The 16,567-nt window shown below is 68.3% G+C and carries 18 protein-coding genes; 8 read left to right on the forward strand and 10 right to left on the reverse strand.

Annotation, left to right across the window (positions count from 1 at the left end):
- Positions 1-27: 27 nt before the first annotated feature.
- The 4 genes from AC5Y36_RS12680 to AC5Y36_RS12695 form a co-directional block, all read right to left on the reverse strand.
- On the reverse strand, positions 28-501 hold the full coding sequence (locus tag AC5Y36_RS12680; protein ID WP_500041262.1) for a PH domain-containing protein: 474 nt from the start codon (positions 499-501) through the stop codon (positions 28-30).
- Positions 498-980 carry a 6,7-dimethyl-8-ribityllumazine synthase gene (gene ribH / locus AC5Y36_RS12685; protein ID WP_500041263.1) on the reverse strand — a complete coding sequence of 161 codons (483 nt, stop codon included), beginning with the start codon at positions 978-980 and terminating at the stop codon, positions 498-500. Before ribH ends, AC5Y36_RS12680 begins: the two co-directional genes overlap by 4 nt.
- On the reverse strand, positions 977-2,254 hold the full coding sequence (locus AC5Y36_RS12690; RefSeq protein WP_500041264.1) for a bifunctional 3,4-dihydroxy-2-butanone-4-phosphate synthase/GTP cyclohydrolase II: 1,278 nt from the start codon (positions 2,252-2,254) through the stop codon (positions 977-979). Before AC5Y36_RS12690 ends, ribH begins: the two co-directional genes overlap by 4 nt.
- A gap of 97 nt (positions 2,255-2,351) precedes the next feature.
- On the reverse strand, positions 2,352-2,951 hold the full coding sequence (locus tag AC5Y36_RS12695) for a riboflavin synthase (RefSeq protein WP_500041265.1): 600 nt from the start codon (positions 2,949-2,951) through the stop codon (positions 2,352-2,354).
- Positions 2,952-3,037: 86 nt separating this feature from the next.
- Between AC5Y36_RS12695 and AC5Y36_RS12700 the strand changes: the two genes are divergently transcribed.
- From AC5Y36_RS12700 to AC5Y36_RS12710, 3 genes are all read left to right on the forward strand, one after another.
- Positions 3,038-3,736, forward strand: a complete 699-nt coding sequence (locus AC5Y36_RS12700; protein WP_500041266.1) for an LppX_LprAFG lipoprotein — start codon at positions 3,038-3,040, stop codon at positions 3,734-3,736.
- Entirely contained in the window at positions 3,736-5,274 is a 1,539-nt protein-coding gene (locus AC5Y36_RS12705; RefSeq protein ID WP_500041267.1) for an MFS transporter, read from the forward strand. Before AC5Y36_RS12700 ends, AC5Y36_RS12705 begins: the two co-directional genes overlap by 1 nt.
- A 96-nt stretch (positions 5,275-5,370) precedes the next feature.
- Positions 5,371-7,056 carry an LppX_LprAFG lipoprotein gene (locus AC5Y36_RS12710; protein WP_500041322.1) on the forward strand — a complete coding sequence of 562 codons (1,686 nt, stop codon included), beginning with the start codon at positions 5,371-5,373 and terminating at the stop codon, positions 7,054-7,056.
- Positions 7,057-7,137: 81 nt separating this feature from the next.
- On the opposite strand, the gene ribD is transcribed toward AC5Y36_RS12710, so the two are convergent.
- Genes ribD through lpqN form a run of 5 tightly spaced genes read right to left on the reverse strand, consistent with a single transcriptional unit; the run spans position 7,138 to position 11,894 of the window.
- A complete protein-coding gene (gene ribD / locus AC5Y36_RS12715) occupies positions 7,138-8,157 on the reverse strand; it encodes a bifunctional diaminohydroxyphosphoribosylaminopyrimidine deaminase/5-amino-6-(5-phosphoribosylamino)uracil reductase RibD (protein ID WP_500041268.1) in 1,020 nt (339 codons plus the stop codon).
- Positions 8,154-8,831, reverse strand: coding sequence for a ribulose-phosphate 3-epimerase (gene rpe, locus AC5Y36_RS12720; protein ID WP_500041269.1), 678 nt, complete (start codon positions 8,829-8,831; stop codon positions 8,154-8,156). The genes ribD and rpe overlap by 4 nt, the downstream gene beginning before the upstream one ends.
- 4 nt (positions 8,832-8,835) lie before the next feature.
- Positions 8,836-10,233: an RsmB/NOP family class I SAM-dependent RNA methyltransferase gene (locus AC5Y36_RS12725; protein ID WP_500041270.1), complete on the reverse strand. Its 1,398-nt coding sequence runs from the start codon at positions 10,231-10,233 to the stop codon at positions 8,836-8,838.
- Positions 10,230-11,156 carry a methionyl-tRNA formyltransferase gene (gene fmt, locus AC5Y36_RS12730; RefSeq protein ID WP_500041271.1) on the reverse strand — a complete coding sequence of 309 codons (927 nt, stop codon included), beginning with the start codon at positions 11,154-11,156 and terminating at the stop codon, positions 10,230-10,232. The genes AC5Y36_RS12725 and fmt overlap by 4 nt, the downstream gene beginning before the upstream one ends.
- Positions 11,157-11,177: 21 nt before the next feature.
- Positions 11,178-11,894: an envelope biogenesis lipoprotein LpqN gene (gene lpqN, locus AC5Y36_RS12735; protein WP_500041272.1), complete on the reverse strand. Its 717-nt coding sequence runs from the start codon at positions 11,892-11,894 to the stop codon at positions 11,178-11,180.
- 212 nt (positions 11,895-12,106) lie between these two features.
- Here lpqN and AC5Y36_RS12740 point away from each other — a divergent pair, with 212 nt between their 5' ends.
- Positions 12,107-12,655 (forward strand): TIGR03086 family metal-binding protein, encoded by a 549-nt coding sequence (locus tag AC5Y36_RS12740; RefSeq protein ID WP_500041273.1) that lies wholly within the window; start codon positions 12,107-12,109, stop codon positions 12,653-12,655.
- A gap of 78 nt (positions 12,656-12,733) precedes the next feature.
- On the opposite strand, the gene AC5Y36_RS12745 is transcribed toward AC5Y36_RS12740, so the two are convergent.
- Positions 12,734-13,216 carry a MarR family winged helix-turn-helix transcriptional regulator gene (locus AC5Y36_RS12745; RefSeq protein WP_500041274.1) on the reverse strand — a complete coding sequence of 161 codons (483 nt, stop codon included), beginning with the start codon at positions 13,214-13,216 and terminating at the stop codon, positions 12,734-12,736.
- 199 nt (positions 13,217-13,415) lie between these two features.
- On the opposite strand from AC5Y36_RS12745, the gene AC5Y36_RS12750 reads away from it, so the two are divergent.
- The 4 genes from AC5Y36_RS12750 to AC5Y36_RS12765 all read left to right on the forward strand — a co-directional run bounded on the left by AC5Y36_RS12750 (position 13,416) and on the right by AC5Y36_RS12765 (position 16,559).
- Entirely contained in the window at positions 13,416-14,237 is an 822-nt protein-coding gene (locus tag AC5Y36_RS12750; RefSeq protein WP_500041275.1) for a class I SAM-dependent methyltransferase, read from the forward strand.
- A gap of 27 nt (positions 14,238-14,264) precedes the next feature.
- Complete coding sequence (locus AC5Y36_RS12755; RefSeq protein WP_500041276.1) at positions 14,265-15,674, forward strand: nitrate/nitrite transporter; 1,410 nt, start codon at positions 14,265-14,267, stop codon at positions 15,672-15,674.
- A gap of 112 nt (positions 15,675-15,786) precedes the next feature.
- Positions 15,787-16,131: a hypothetical protein gene (locus AC5Y36_RS12760; RefSeq protein WP_500041277.1), complete on the forward strand. Its 345-nt coding sequence runs from the start codon at positions 15,787-15,789 to the stop codon at positions 16,129-16,131.
- A complete protein-coding gene (locus AC5Y36_RS12765) occupies positions 16,128-16,559 on the forward strand; it encodes a MerR family transcriptional regulator (RefSeq protein ID WP_500041279.1) in 432 nt (143 codons plus the stop codon). Before AC5Y36_RS12760 ends, AC5Y36_RS12765 begins: the two co-directional genes overlap by 4 nt.
- Positions 16,560-16,567 lie beyond the last annotated feature (8 nt).

The following is a 16,567-nucleotide window of genomic DNA, read 5'->3' on the forward strand; positions in this document are numbered from 1 at the left end:
CCCTTTCTGAAGCGAAATAGGGCACTTTTACGTCTGCTCGCCGGCAATCGGCCGGTAGCGGGCCGCCAGGGCCCGCACGGCGTCCATCGCGTCCACCGCGCGTTCGCCGTCGACGGACTGGATGGCCATCACCGGGATGTATTCGTCGTCGGGCAGGTCCACCTGCGCCCACCGCTTGCCCGCGGGAAACGACACACCGGCCACCTCCGACCACGGCACCAGGCGGTAGCCGAACAGGTTGCGTACCGACACTCCGGCCGCGCCCACCCGCAGCCGCGGGCGGACCAACAGCAGCACGCAACCCCCCAGGATCAGCCCGAAGCCGGCGAACGCCACCTGGTCGGCGGTTTGAAAGATCACCCCGCTGGTGCGGACCTTGAGCAGCAGCGCGACCGCGAGGTGGGCTGCCACGATGACCACCGCCGCGATCCAGGCGTAGATGGGCGTCCGGTACGGACGTACCACGACGTCCCAGCCGCCGGATGTCGGTGCTTCGCTCACGGTGCAGCGCGCAGCTCGCGCAGGGTCAGCGCGGTGCTCAGCGCCGCCGCGGCCGCCTGTGCACCCTTGTCCTCCACCGACTCCGGCAAGCCGGCGCGGTCCAGCGCCTGCTGCTCGGTTTCGGTGGTCAGCACTCCGTTGGCCACCGGCGTGGAAGCATCCAGCGACACCCGGGTCAGGCCTTGTGTCACCGCGTCACACACATACTCGAAATGCGGTGTGTCGCCGCGGATCACCACACCCAGTGCGACGACGGCGTCGTGGTTTCGGGTCAGCTCCTGTGCCACCACCGGGATTTCGATGGCGCCGAGCACCCGGGCCACGGTCGGGTTCTGCACGCCGCTGTCGGCAGCCACCTTGAGCGCCCCGTCCAGCAATGCGTCACAGATCCGGGTGTGCCAGGTACTGGCGACGATCGCCAGCCTCAGATCGGACCCATCGATCACCGGCAGGTCCGGTACACCGGCAGCTGGACTCACAGTGCCCCGCCGAATTCCCCAGGCAGATGGGCAGTTTCGTCGAAATCATCCAGCCCGGTCAGGTCGTGGCCCATCCGGTCGCGCTTGGTCATCAGGTAGCGGATGTTCTCGGCGTTGGCGCGCACCGGCAGCGGAACCCGCTCGATGATGTGCAGACCGTAGCCGTCCAGCCCGACCCGCTTGGCCGGGTTGTTGGTCAGCAGCCGCATCGACCGCACCCCGAGGTCGACCAGGATCTGCGCCCCGGTCCCGTAATCCCTTGCGTCGGCCGGCAACCCGAGTTTGAGGTTGGCGTCCACGGTGTCATCGCCGGCGTCCTGCAACTGGTAGGCCTGCAGCTTGTGCATCAGCCCGATGCCGCGGCCCTCGTGGCCGCGCATGTAGAGCACCACGCCACGGCCTTCGCGGGCCACCATCGCCAACGCGGCGTCCAGCTGCGGACCGCAGTCGCAGCGCCGTGACCCGAACACGTCCCCGGTCAGGCACTCCGAGTGCACCCGCACCAGCACGTCGTGGCCGTCGCTGTGCGGTCCGGCGATCTCGCCGCGGACCAGCGCCACATGCTCGACGTCCTCGTAGATGCTGGTGTAGCCGACCGCCCGGAAATCGCCGTGCCGGGTGGGGATGCGCGCCTCGGCGATGCGGCTGATGTGCTTTTCGTGCTTGCGCCGGTACTCGATCAGATCGGCGATCGAGATGAGCGAGAGTTGGTGCTCGTCGGCGAAGACGCGCAGCTCATCGGTCCGCGCCATCTCGCCTTCGTCCTTTTGGCTGACGATCTCGCAGATCGCGCCGGCCGGCTTCAGACCGGCCAGCCGGGCCAGGTCGACGGCGGCCTCGGTGTGGCCGGGCCGGCGCAGCACGCCGCCATCCTTGGCGCGCAGCGGGACCACGTGGCCCGGACGGGTGAAGTCGTCGGCGACGCTGGCGGGGTCGGCCAGCAGCCGCATCGTGGTGGCGCGGTCAGAGGCCGAGATGCCGGTGCCCACGCCGTCTCGCGCGTCGACGGTCACGGTATAGGCGGTGCCGTGCTTGTCCTGGTTCACCGCGTACATCGGCAGCAGGCCCAGCCGGTCGCAGATCTCGCCGTCCAGCGGCACACACAGGTATCCGGAGGTGTAGCGCACCATGAATGCGACCAGTTCCGGGGTCGCCTTCTCCGCCGCGAAGATCAGGTCGCCCTCGTTCTCCCGGTCCTCATCGTCGATGACGACGACGGCTTTACCGGCCGCGATGTCGGCAACCGCCTGCTCGACGGTGTCCAGCCTCGTCATCCGTGCACCTCAGTCCGTTCGCCGTCGGGAACGCCAATCAACAAAAACCCGCCCGTCCAGTATGAACCACCGGCTCGCCGCGGTTACCGGTCTGGTCTTACTCGGCGGGATGGCGCAGCAGCCGCTCGACATACTTCGCGATCACGTCGACCTCCAGATTCACCGGAGCACCCACCGGCGCGCGGCCCAGGGTGGTCAACTGCAGGGTGGTCGGGATCAGGGACACCTCGAACCAGTCGTCGCCCACCCCGGAGACGGTCAGCGAGATCCCGTCGACGGTGATCGAGCCCTTTTCCACCACATAGCGGGCCAGTGCGGCGGGCAGCGCGATCCGCACCACCTCCCAGTGCTGTGACGGGGTGCGGGCCAGCACCTGACCGGTGCCGTCGACATGGCCCTGCACGATGTGCCCGCCCAGGCGGCTGTTGACGGCGGCGGCGCGCTCCAGGTTGACCGGGCTGCCGGCGCCGAGTTGCGCGAGGCTCGACCGAGCCAGCGTCTCCTGCATGACGTCGGCGCTGAACCGTCCGTCGGGCAGCACCTCCACCACGGTCAGACACACGCCGTTGACGGCGATGGAATCGCCGTGGGCGGCATCGGTGGTGACGACGGGGCCCCGGATGACCAAGCGTGCGGCGTCGGCCAGGGTCTCCCGATCGACGACCTCGCCCAATTCCTCGACAATGCCGGTGAACACCCGCACCAGGGTAGTTCGTGGCCGTTGACGGCCCTTGCCCGATGGCCCCACCTGCTCTTTTTCGAGCACCCTTTACGATTGCCAGCATGCTGACGCGCCGCAGAGCCCTCGCTGTCGTATTCACCCTCCTCACCCTCACCGCCGGGCTGATCACCGGATGTTCCAAGAAGGGGCCGTCGGGCCCGCTGCCCGACGCGGCGACGCTGCTCAAACAGTCCAGCGCCACCACCAAGGCGGTCGGGAGTGCGCATCTGGTGCTGACGGTGGCCGGCAAGATCGCGAAGCTGCCGGTCAAGACGCTGACCGGCGACCTGACCAACAAGCCCGCCACCGCCGCCAAGGGCGACGCCAAGATCAACATCATGGGATCCGATGTCGAGGTGAAGTTCGTCGTCTTCGACAACGACCTGTACGCGGCGCTGTCCGGCGACACCTGGGACGACTACGGTCCGGCCTCGAAGATCTACGACGTCGGGGCGATCCTGAACCCCGACAACGGGCTGGCCAACGTGCTGGCCAACTTCACCGATGCCAAGGCCGAAGACCACCAGACCATCAACGGCCAGGACACCGTCCGGGTCTCCGGCAAGGTCAGCGCCGACGCGGTCAACAAGATCGCGCCGCAGCTCTCCGCCAAGGAGGCGATGCCGGCCAAGGCCTGGATCCAGGAGAACGGCGATCACCAGCTGGTGCAGATCGAGCTGGACCAGAGCTCGGACAACTCCATCACGATGACGCTGTCGGACTGGAACAAGCCGGTCACCGTCGACAAGCCGGCGGTGTGATGCGCTCCGGCCGTGGCGTAGCCATCGGCGCCGGGAGCCTGGCTGTCCTACTGGGTGCCCTCGACACCTACGTCGTGGTCACCATCATGCGCGACATCATGGCTCCGGCACCTGAGGGCGTCGGGATCCCGATCAACAAGCTGCAGCAGGTGACCCCGATCGTCACCTGCTATCTGCTGGGGTATATCGCCGCGATGCCGCTGCTGGGCCGGGCTTCCGACCGGTTCGGCCGCAAGCTGCTGCTGCAGGCCAGCCTGGCCCTGTTCGCCGCCGGCTCGGTGGTCACCGCGATGTCCACCGACCTGAACATGCTGGTGGTGGGGCGGGTCGTCCAGGGGGTGGCCTCCGGTGCGCTGCTGCCGGTGACGCTGGCGCTGGGCGCCGACCTGTGGTCACAGCGCAACCGGGCCGGGGTGCTCGGCGGGATCAGTGCCGCTCAGGAATTGGGCAGTGTGCTCGGTCCGCTGTACGGGATCTTCATCGTGTGGCTGCTGGGAACCTGGCGCGACGTGTTCTGGATCAACGTGCCGTTGACCGCGATCGCGATGCTGATGATCCAGTTCAGCCTGCCCGCGAAAGCCAAAGACGAGGGTCCGGCCGAACGCGTCGACGTCGTCGGCGGGGTTCTGCTGGCCATCACGCTGGGCCTGGCGGTGGTCGGGTTGTACAACCCGGAGCCCAGCGCCAAGCAGGCGTTGCCGTCGTGGGGTCTGCCGGTGTTGGCGGGTGCGCTGGTCGCCGCGGTGGCGTTCGCGGTGTGGGAGCGCTTCGCCCGCACCCGGCTGATCGAGCCTGCCGGGGTTCGGTTCGGCCCGTTCCTGGCGTCGCTGGGGTCCTCCCTGTGTGCGGGTGCGGCGCTGATGGTGACGCTGGTCGACGTCGAGTTGTTCGGTCAGGGCGTGTTGGGCATGGACCAGAACTCGGCGGCGGGGCTGTTGCTGCGCTTCCTGATCGCGTTGCCGATCGGTGCCCTGGCTGGCGGCTGGATCGCGACCCGGGTGGGTGACCGCGCCGTCGCGTTCGTCGGACTGCTGATCGCCGCGGCCGGCTACGGGCTGATCTCCAAATGGCCGGTTGACCTGCTGGACTACCAGCACCACTTCCTGGGCATCTCGTTGCCCGCCCTGGACACCGACCTGGCGTTGGCGGGTATCGGGCTGGGGCTGGTGATCGGGCCGCTGACCTCTGCGGCGCTGCGGGTGGTGCCGTCGACCCAGCACGGGATCGCCGCGTCCGGCGTGGTGGTCGCCCGGATGACCGGCATGCTGGTCGGCATGGCATCGCTGTCGGCGTGGGGCCTGTACCGCTTCAACCAGAAATTGGCGGAGCAGCACAGCGCGCACAGCGGCAGCCTGGCCGAGAAGCTCGCCGCGCAGGCCGACAACTACCGGCACGCGTTCGCCGAGATGTACGGCGAGATCTTCCTGATCACCGCGGGTGTGTGCGTGGCCGGGGCGGTGCTCGGGTTGTTGATCGGCGGCAGCGCCGAGCACGCCGAGGAGCCGGAGCCCGAGGCCCAAGCAGCCGTCTCCGGCTAAGGGGTGCCGCGCCCGGGGCGCTAAGGTTTGTCACGTCTCCGCGGGGGCGGGACCTGCACAGGGCGCTTAGGAGACCCGTTGACGGCCACGGAATCGCTGGAATCATTCGGTCGTTACCACCTCCTTGAGTTGCTGGGCCGCGGCGGGATGGGCGACGTCTTCCGCGCTCACGACACCGCCACCGATCGGGTCGTCGCGGTCAAGGTGTTACCCGCGCATTTGGCCAACAACCCGGAGTTTCAAGCACGCTTTCGCCGCGAAGCCCAGATCGCGGCCGCGCTCAATGACCCGCACATCGTGCCCATCCACAACTACGGCGAGATCGATGGCCGTCTCTACGTCGACATGCGGCTCATCGAAGGTCGCGATCTCGCCACGATCATCACGCAGGGTGGCGGCGGTATGGACCCGGAGCGTGCTGTGGCGATTATCGAGCAGGTCGCCTCGGCGTTGGACACCGCCCACCAGGCGGGGCTCGTGCACCGAGATATCAAGCCGTCGAATGTCTTGGTGACGACGCGCGACTTCGCATATCTGATCGACTTCGGCATTGCCCGTGCCGTCGCCGATACCGCGTTGACCAACACCGGACAAACCATCGGCACGTTTGCCTACATGGCCCCGGAACGGTTCAGCGGCACCGTGGATCCACGGGCCGACATCTACGCGCTGACCTGTGTGCTCCACGAATGCCTGACGGGCCAGCGCCCGTACCCCGGCGACAGCCTGGAACAACAGTTCATCGGCCACTACAACACGCCACCGCCACAGCCATCCCGTGACGCGCCGCACATCCCTCCCGGACTCGACACGGTCATCGCCCGCGGCATGGCCAAGGACCCCGAGCAGCGCTTTCAGAGTGCGACAGAGCTGGCTCGTGCAGCGCGCGACGCTCTGAACCCCGGATGGACGCCGTCCGTGCCCCCGCCCGCAGCGGATCTCGCCGTCCAACAGACTGTCCATCATCAGGCAGTCACCGTTCAGGCGAATTCACCTGCCGCGCAAGCAGCCTCGATCCCGACGCCGGTGCAACCGGCGCCTGCCGGCCCCCACGAATCGGAAGCCCGACGTCCTGCGCGTAACCGTCGTAAAGTCACGATCAGCATCCTGGCGGTGATCGCGATACTGGTCGCGGTCGGTGCCGTCGTCGCCTTGCGCGCACCTGGTGCGGGCATGAGCGCGGCACCGGACGCCGCGACCTTGGTCAGGGATGCCGCGACCACCACCAAAGCACTGACGAGTGCGCACGTGCTGATGTCGGTGTCCGGCACGGTTGCGGATCTGCCCGTCCAGGCGATGTCCTGCGACGTGACCAATCAACCCAGTCCGGCGGCTCAAGGGGATATGACGGTCACCATGGTCGGTAGCGACGTCGACACGAAGTTCGTGACCATCGACGGCACCTTCTACGCCGCGATCACCGGCGACACCTGGAATGACTTTGGACCGGCGTCGGATATCTACGACGCCACAACGATCCTGAATCCCGACACCGGGCTGGCAAACCTGCTGGCGAATTTCCGCGATGCCCGGGTCGACGGCCGGGAATCGGTCGCGACCGAACGAACCGTCCGGATCGTCGGCACCGTAACCGCCGATGCGGCCAACGCGTTCATGCCGCAGCTGGCTGCGACCAGTCCGGTGCCGACGACGTTATGGATTCGAGAGAGCGCCAATCACCAGCTGGTTCAGCTCACATTGGCGCCGAGCACGTCGAACTCCGTCAAGATAATCCTGTTCGACTGGGATAAGCCGGTCACGGTAAGCAAGCCCGCTGTCTGAGCTCGCACCCGGCGCAGGTGCGCGGTGGTACGGGTTTCGGGTCCAAAGGGTGTGACGGCGCACCCTGGCGGGTGTGAGGGCTTAGTGGGGCACCAGGCTGAGCAGCACGTCCGGGCCGAGCTGCTGGATCCCGTCGTACCGCCAGCGCAGCGCCCGCGCGATGGACGGCACGCCGACGTCGTCGACCGCGACGACCGGGCCGCCCAGCAGAATCGGCGCGACGTAAGCCAGGATGCGATCGACCGCCCCGGCCCGCAGGAACGCCCCGGCCAACGTGGGGCCGCCCTCGATCAGCACGTCGGTGCGATCCGACAATGCCCGCAGCACTTCGTTCACCTCGTGGGTACGGATCACCATGGTGCGCGAATCGTCGTTGAGAACCTTTGCCTCCGAAGATATTTCGCGCTCCCCCACCACGACGCGCAGCGGCTGGCGATCGGCCAGGGTGCCGTCGGGCAGTCGTGCGGTCAGCGTCGGGTCATCGGCGAGTACGGTGCCGGTGCCGACCACGATGGCGTCGGCGGCGGCGCGCCGGCGGTGCACGTCGGCCCGGGCGGCCTCACTGGTGATCCACTGGCTCGAACCGTCGGCGGCGGCGCTGCGCCCGTCGACGCTGGCGGCATACTTCCAGGTCACATGGGGTCGCCCGGTGCGCTGTTTGTGCAGCCATTGCCGCAGCGGTCCGGCGGTGACCGCCTCGGCCTGCACCCCGGTCACCACCTCGACACCCGCGGCGGTAAGGCGGGCCGCACCGCCGGCGGCGACCGGGTTGGGGTCGACGACGGCGTACACCACCCGGGCCACACCCGCGTCCAGCAGCGCTTCCACACACGGCGGGGTCTTGCCGTGGTGGTTGCAGGGCTCCAGGGTCACCACCGCAGTGCCGCCGGCCGCCAAACCCGCGGCGCGCCGCAGTGCCACCACTTCGGCGTGGTCCTCACCGGCCGGCTGAGTGCCACCCACGCCGACGACGCGGCCGTCGCGGTCCACGATGACCGCTCCGACCGGCGGGTTGGGGTAGGTCCCGCCCTTGACCTTGTCGGCCTGTTCGATCGCCAGCAGCATGGCGGCCTCGTCGCTGACGGCGACGGTGGCGCTCATGCGCGCAGGTGCGGCGACGCGGCGCCGGCCTGGCGACGCAAGGCCTCGACGGCCGCGGCCGGGTCGGCGGCGCTGTAGACGGCCGATCCGGCCACGAAACAGTCGACACCGGCCTCGGCGGCCTGCTCGACGGTGTCGGCGTTGATCCCGCCGTCGATCTCCACCAGGATCCGCAGCTCGCCGGAATCAACCAGTTTGCGCAGGGTGCGCACCTTGCCGAGGACTTCCGGGATGAACGACTGCCCGCCGAAGCCGGGCTCCACCGACATCACCAGCAGGGTGTCGAAGTCGCGCAAGATGTCCAGGTAGGGCTCCAGCGGGGTGCCGGGTTTGACGGACAGGCCGGCCTTGGCGCCGGCGGCCCGGATGTCGCGGGCCACCGCGACCGGGTTGTCGGTGGCCTCGGCGTGAAAAGTCACGTTGTAGGCGCCGGCCTCGGCGTAGGGCGGCGCCCAGCGGTCCGGGTCCTCGATCATCAGATGGCAGTCCATCGGGATGTCGGTGGCCGCCAGCAGGCTTTCCACCACCGGCAGACCCAATGTCAGATTGGGCACGAAATGGCCGTCCATGACGTCCACGTGCAACCAGTCCGCACCGGTGACCGCGGCAGCTTCGTCGGCGAGCCGAGCGAAGTCGGCGGACAGGATCGACGGCGCGATCATGGGTCGTGACATGGACTCAGATTACTTGTAGGGCCGCGGCGAACATGGCGTCGGTGCCGTGCCGGTGCGGCCACAGCTGCACGTAGGGTCCGTCCCCCAGATCGGCCGCCGGGGCGAACAACGGCCGGGTGTCCACGGTTCGCACCGGGTGCCGACGCAGCGCGTCGGCGATGACGCCGACGGTTTCGGCCAGGTGCGGGGAGCAGGTCGCGTACAGCACCACGCCGCCGGGCCGGGTCAGTGTGATCGCCGCCCCCAGCAGTTCGCGCTGCAGCTTGGCCAGCACCGGAACCTCGGCGGGCTGGCGGCGCCAGCGCGCCTCCGGCCGGCGCCGCAACGCCCCCAGCCCGGTGCACGGTGCGTCGACCAGCACCCGGTCGAACCCGGGCTGCAGCCCGGAGTCTCGGCCGTCGACGCACAACACCTCCACCGGGAGGCCGGCGGTGTTCTCGGTCACCAACCGGGCGCGGCTGGCCGACTGCTCGATGGCGGTGACCCGGGCCCCGGTCTGCTCCCCCAGCCCGGCCAGCAGCGCGGTTTTGCCGCCCGGCCCGGCACACAGATCCAGCCAGCGTCCGGTGTCGCCGTCCACCGGCGCCAAGGTCAGGGCGCGCGCCACCAGCTGGCTGCCCTCGTCCTGGACCAGCGCCTGACCCTCGCGCAGCGCGGCCAGCTGGCCGGGATCACCGCTGGGCAGGTACACGGCGTACGGCGAGTAGCGGCCGACGGTGCCGGACACCGCGGCAGCCAGGTCCGCGGAGCTCAGCACCCCGGGCCGGGCCGCCAGGTGCACCCGGGGCCGCTCGTCGTCGCTGTCCAGCAGCGCGGTCAGTTCACCGGCCCGCACGCCCAGCGCGTCGGTGAAGGCCTGGGCGATCCAGCGCGGATGGGCGTGGCTGAACGCCGCATACCCGATCGGGTCGGACCCCGGGTCGGGGGCCAGTTCCGACACCCAGGACCGCTCATCGCGGGTGCTGACGGTCCGCAGCACTGCGTTGACGAAACCCGCTCGGGCCGAGTCGAATTCGATTCCGGCCTGTTCGACGGTGGTGGAGACCGCGGCGTGCTGCTCGACGCGGGTGCGCAGCAGCTGATAGGTGCCCAACCGCAGCAGATCGAGCAGGACCGGGTTGATCTCTGTCGGTGTCCGCCCGGCGGCGGCGCCGATCACCGCGTCCAGCAGCCCTCTGGTGCGGCAGGTGCCGTAGGTCAGCTCGGTGGCGAAAGCGGCGTCGCGGCCGCTGATCCCGCGTCCGGCCAGCATCGGGGGCAGAACCAGGTTGGCGTAGGCGTCGCGTTCGGTGACCGCGCGCAACGCGTCGAAGGCGGCCCGGCGGGCCGGGTCCAGCGGTTTGCGGCGCGGTTTGCGGGATCCGGCCTGGGTACGCGGTGGTCGGCGCGACGGGTTGGTCATGACGCACGCACCCCGGCGTCCAGCCGCGCACCCCGTGCCCAGTCGGCGGCGTCCATGAGTTTCTTTCCCGGCGGCTGGATCTGGCCCAGCCGCAACGGAACCGAGCCGGTGCCTATCCAGACGTGCCGACGATCGACGTGGATGTCGCCGGGCGCCAACGCCGTCGGCGCTTCGTCGGCGATGCTGACCGGGCCGAGTTTGACCCGCAGCTCACCGATCTGGGTCCACGCACCCGGGTGCGGGGTGACGGCGCGGATGTTGCGCTCGATCACCGGCGCCGGCAGCTCCCAACGCACCCGGGCCTGCTCGACGGTGATCTTCGGGGCATAGCTGATCCCATCGGCCGACTGCGGCACCGCGGTCAGCGCGTCGAGGCCGTCCAGCGTGGCTTCCAACAGCGCCGCCCCCGACACCGCCATGCGGTCCAGCAGATCACCGGCGGTGTCCTCGGGCCGGATGGTCTCGGTGACCACGCCATAGACCGGCCCGGAGTCGAGGTCTTTCTCGATCTGGAAGGTGGTGGCGCCGGTGACCGAGTCGCCGGCGGCGATCGCACCCTGGACCGGGGCCGCACCCCGCCACGCCGGCAGCAGCGAGAAGTGCAGGTTGATCCAGCCGCGGGCCGGGACGGCGAGCAGCGCGTCGCCGAGCAGCGCGCCGTAGGCCACCACTGCGCAGCAGTCGGGTGCCAGCGCGCTGAGTTCGGCGACGAACTCTTGCGCGTTGGGTTTCGCCGGGCGCAGCACCGGAATGCCCTGGTCGAGGGCGGCCCGGGCCACCGGCGACGGCTGGTGGGTGCCCCGCCGCCCGGAGGCGGCGTCGGGCCGGGTGAGTACCGCGATCACCTCATGGCGTGCCGAATCGATCAGCCGTTGCAGCGACGGCAGCGCGGTCTGGGGCGTTCCGGCGAAAACAAGGCGCACCGCCACAGTCTAGGAAGACGGCTACGGCGTGATGGTGGTGCCTTCGTCGATATCCATGGTCGCCGGCACCACCAGGTCGAGCTGCTCTTCTAGGCAGTCGGCGCTCAACTGCATCAGATAGGTGCGCGAACCGGAGGCGATGATCACCGTTTTCTGTGCGACGCCGCGCTTTTGACCGTTGGGCGCCCAGGTCCCGCCGACCTGGTATGCCGGAAAACCGCTCAGGGTGGTGGAGGATCCGTCACTGAACGCGGTGAACCCGGGCAGATTCTTGAGTTGACCGGGAGCCAGGTCCAGCAGCTGCTGCTGGTCGACGTTGCCGGTGAGTTCGGTTACGAACGCGACGATGCTCGGCGTGTACTTCTGGGCTTGGGGACCGTGGTTGGTGATGGCGTAATACGCCGTCGGGGGTGCATCCGCGGCGGCATCGGTCCAGCCGTCGGGAATCGGCAACGTGATCACCGGCGCCCCCGGATCACCCGGATGGACGGGCGTTTGGGTGATGCCGTTGTGTGCGATGTAGCCGGCGATGGTCTGATTGGGTCCCGGCCCATCGGGCAGCGGCGCGATCTTGCCCTGCGGAGCCGCGGGCGCCGGGGCGCTCACCGACGCGGAGCTCGAAGCGGCGGCCGAGTTCGACGACTCACTGGGCGCCGCACTGTGTTTGCTGCCCCCGCAGCCGGCCAGCGCGGCCGCGACCGCCACCGCGGCGAGGATCGCCGGCAATCGTGTTGTCATCTTCAGGCGCCTTCCCTGGGTCCGAACGGTCGGCGCATCGTAACGCGCCTGCGCCGGTGTCCGGCGGCAAATGGTCTCCTCACCGTTGGTCAGCAAGCCTTGTGAAAACTATTGGTGCTCAGCTAGTTCCGCCCGGACCGTTGCGAAACCGCGCAGTCCGGCGCGAAAATGTGTTCCGCTACCTCGTTGCCGCTGCCGAAAGGGGCATGATCATGGATGCGCTCGTCGCCCATCAACGTGCACAGGATGTGTTCGCCGACGTGCTCGCGGCCGTCGGCCCGGACCAGTTGGGGGCATCCACGCCGTGCTCGGAATGGAACGTCGGCGATCTCATCGAGCATGTGGTCGGCGGCAATGAGGGCGTCCCGCGAGCCGTCGGAGCGGGTGCGGCTGCGCCGGGTCGGCCCGCCGGACTGCTCGACGCGCATCGCGCGACCGCGTCGGCCGCCCATCAGGCGTTCAGCCGGCCCGACGCGATGACGGCGCTGGTCCAGATGCCGTTCGGGCAGGTTCCGGGCAGCGTGTACCTCGGTATGCGCAGCACCGATGTGTTCACCCACGCCTGGGATCTGGCGGCCGCCACCGGTCAGTCGACCGATTTGGACTCGGAGTTGGCCGACTATTTCCTGGCCGCGGCCCGCGAACGCGTGCGGCCCGAGTTCCGCGGCCCGGGCCTGCCCTTCGCCGCCGAGGTGACGTGCCCCGCCGGCCGCCCGGCCGCCGACCAACTGGCCACGTTCCTGGGGCGCGACCTGCCGTAGTTCCGCTACCCGATCTGCAGCGGGTCGATCTGCACCCGCGCCGGCTGGTCGTTGCGGGCGCTGCAGCGATTGCCGGAATTATTCGTCTGCGGCCAGGTACGCCGCCGGCTCACCGCCGGCAGCGGTGAACGCCGTCAGCGCCTGCACCAGCCCACGACGTTGCGCTGACGGCATGCACTCCACGATGCGGGCGATCTCGGCGCGCCGCCGCCCGGTGACCTCTCGAACGACGCCGCGACCACGAGCGGTGAGAGCGGCCAGCAGCTCGCGGCGTGACGTGGGGTGCGGAAGCCGGTCGATCAGCCCGGCGCCGACGAGCCGGTCGACCATGCGACCAGCGGCCGACGGTTGTACACCCAGCAGCGCCGCCAACGTCGCGAGATTGATCGGGCCGCGATTGGACAGCAACACCAGGGTTCGGAATTGCGGGATAGTGATGGTTTCATCGACCTGCGCGATGGAATGCGCCGAAATCGCCACCAGCAGGCGCGAGGCGGTCAGCAGCGCGTCGGTGATCGCGTCGAGCGATTCCTCGGTCCCCGCCACGTCGTGAGCTGCCATGCCTCGTCCCCGCATTCGAACCGATCAATTGATGCCGCCCCATACAGGCGATACACAGAAGCCTATCAGCACTCAACTATTGCCTATAGCTACTATCTACTATTAATACTGTATTGAGCGGCTTGGATTCGTTCCGGAGCAGAGACGGGCCGCCACCGAATATGACGAAGTCACGTTCTCTGCCCGGTAGGAGGCCCCCATGCCCGTCGACAACCCAGCTGTCCAAGACACCCTCCGACGCGTACACCGCGCGGTGTGGGCGATGGGCGACTACGCCCTGATGGCCGAGGAAGTCATGGCGCCGATCGGCCCGGCGCTCGTCGGGGCGAGCGGTATCGGTGCTGGCGATCGCGTGCTCGACGTCGCCGCCGGATCCGGCAACATCTCCATTCCGGCCGCAAAGACCGGGGCCACCGTCGTCTCATGCGATCTCACCCCCGAATTGCTGCAGCGCTCCCAACTACGGGCCGTCGAACAGAACGTCGCCTTGGAGTGGCGCGAAGCTGATGCGCAGGCATTGCCTTTCGCAGATGGCGAATTCGACGCGGTGCTCTCCGGGATCGGGGTGATGTTCGCACCCGACCATCAGCGCGCGGCCTCCGAGCTGCTGCGGGTGTGCCGTCCCGGTGGAACGATCGCGCTGGCGAGCTGGACACCCGAAGGGTTTTTCGGCCGCATGCTGACCGCAATCAGGCCATACCGGCCAACCCAGGTGCCGGGGGTGCCGCCGGCGGCGCTGTGGGGACGCGAGGACTACCTGGAGAACCTGTTCGGCGGCGAGGTCAGCATCGTCAACACCCGGCGTTGCATGCTGCGGGTGGAGCGGTTCGTTGGCGCCCAGACCGTGCACGACTATTTCAAGAACAACTACGGCCCGACGATCGACGCCTACCGCACCATCGCGCACAACCCGGCCCTGATCGCCGCGTTGGACACCGAACTCGTCGAACTGGTCCAACGGCACCTCTATGAGGGCGTCACGGGATGGGAATACCTGCTCGTCACCGCACGGAAGCGATAGCGCGACGTGGCGAAAGGCAAAGAGCCGATGCAGCAGTCGCACGACATCAGCGACTGGGACCCCGAGGACACCGAGGCCTGGGAGGCGGGCAACAGCACCATCGCACGACGCAACCTACGCTGGATCATCGCATGCGATCACATCGCATTCGGGGTGTGGACGCTGTGGCCGGTACTGGCACTGTTCATGCCGCAGTCCACGTATGGATTCACCGCGAGCGACAAGTTCCTGCTCGGCGCCGTCGCCACCCTGGTGGCCGCGGCGTTGCGAATCCCCTATTCGCTGGGTATCGCCACATTTGGCGGCCGCAACTGGACCGTGGCATCGATCGCGGTGCTGCTTGTTCCCACCGCAGCAGCGATGGTGCTGCTGGCCCACCCGGGTCTGCCGCTGTGGCCGTACCTGCTGTGCGCCGGCCTGACCGGGTGCGGCGGAGCCAACTACTCCGCGTCGATGACCAACACCAATCGGTTCTATCCGCAGCGGCTCAAGGGCTCGGCGCTCGGACTCAACGCGGGTGCCGGCAACCTCGGCGTGCCGATGATCCAATTGATAGGGCTGCTGGTCCTGGCCATCATCGGACACCACGCCCCCTACTGGGTCTGTGCGGCCTACCTGGTGCTGCTGGTCGTTGTCGGTGCAGGCGCTGCCCGCTACATGGACAACCTCGAACACGCCACCAAACCCAGCCACCTTCGCGACGTACTGGCCAAGGCGGACACCTGGATCCTGGGGCTGCTGTACTTGGGTACCTTCGGCTCCTGGATCGGGTTCTCCTTCTCATTCGGAGTAGTGCTGCAGGCAAGCTTCACCGCAGGTGGTCAGACCGCAGCGCAGGCGGCGTTGCATGCGGCGCAGTTCGCCTTCATCGGTCCCGCGCTCGGATCGCTGGCCCGGATCTACGGCGGCAGGCTTGCCGACCGACTCGGCGGCAGCCGGGTCACCCTCGGGGTCTTCTCCGGGATGGTGCTGTTCACCGGCATGCTGGTCACCATCAGCGTCGCCAATGATCACCGTGGCGGCCACAGCACCTTGCTGATGGCGGCCTACATCGCCGCGTTCATCGTGCTGTTCATCCTCGCGGGGCTGGGCAACGGCTCGGTGTACAAGATGATCCCGTCGATTTTCGAGGCACGCAGTCACTCCATGAATCTTGGGGAACCCGACCGCCGGCGCTGGTCACAGGCCACGTCCGGGGCGGTTATCGGTTTCGTCGCAACCTTCGGTGCGCTCGGTGGAGTAGGAATCAACCTGGCGTTGCGCCAGTCCTACCTGCGTACCAATACCGAGACTGCCGCGTTTTGGGTGTTCGCCTCCTTTTATGTCGTGGCAGCCGCGCTGACCTGGACGCGGTACGTGCGCCGGCCCGCGTCCCACATGCCGGTGCCGACCCGACGCCATGAAGCGACGCAACAGGCTGTTGCACAACCGGATTGACGAGTACTGCCATCGTGGGGAGGGCGGCGAGCCGTCCAACTGGCGGCGGGGCGAGAAAGGGCCAGGCCCAACTGTTGCATCCGGTACCTCGGTACGGGTTTATCGTCGGTGTATGGCTGACGATTTCGCCGCCAGGGTGCCCGAGTTCTGCTCTTTGGCTACCGCCGAGCGGCAGTTTCGGGCGGCCGAGTTCGACCGATTATTCGCCGATTCGGTGACGCGCTGGGCCCGGGTGTCGTCCCGTCGCCTCGATCTGATCCTCAACGCCACTGCCGAGCTCACGGCACGAGATCTTGCGGCTCGCGAGGTCGACTGCTGCTCGTTCTTTACCTTTCGATTTGGTTCCACCCGAGCGGATGTGCTGATGACCATCGAGGTTCCGCCGGCGCAGACCCACCTGCTCGACGCACTCACCGAACGCGTCAGTGCCGTGATCGCAGCGAGGACACGCCGATGAGCGAGCCGGGACTGAGGAGCGGCGAACTCGCCGCCGCGGCAGGAGTGAACAAAGAAACGCTGCGGTACTACGCACGTCGCGGCCTCCTGCGCGAGCCACCACGCTCCCTGGGCGGACACCGGCTGTATCCGCCGGAAGCCGTCACGATGATGCGGGCTATCAAGGCCGCACAGCGCCTGGGGTTCACCCTCGACGAGATCACTGAGCTGATGGCAGCCACCCGGTTGGCCGGCCACCCCGATGGCGGACTGCATGCCCGCGCGGCAGCCAAACTCATCGAGGTCGATCAGAAACTCGCCGAATTGGAGACGGTGCGAGACACCTTGCGCGACGCGTTGGATGCTGGTTGCGATGACCTCATTTCCTGCGCTCAAAGTCCCTGGTGCCCATTGTCGTTCACCGCCGAAAGTAGCGAGCTACAGCGGTGACCCCCGCG

The sequence above is a fragment of the Mycobacterium sp. NGS50 genome, assembly GCF_059812545.1.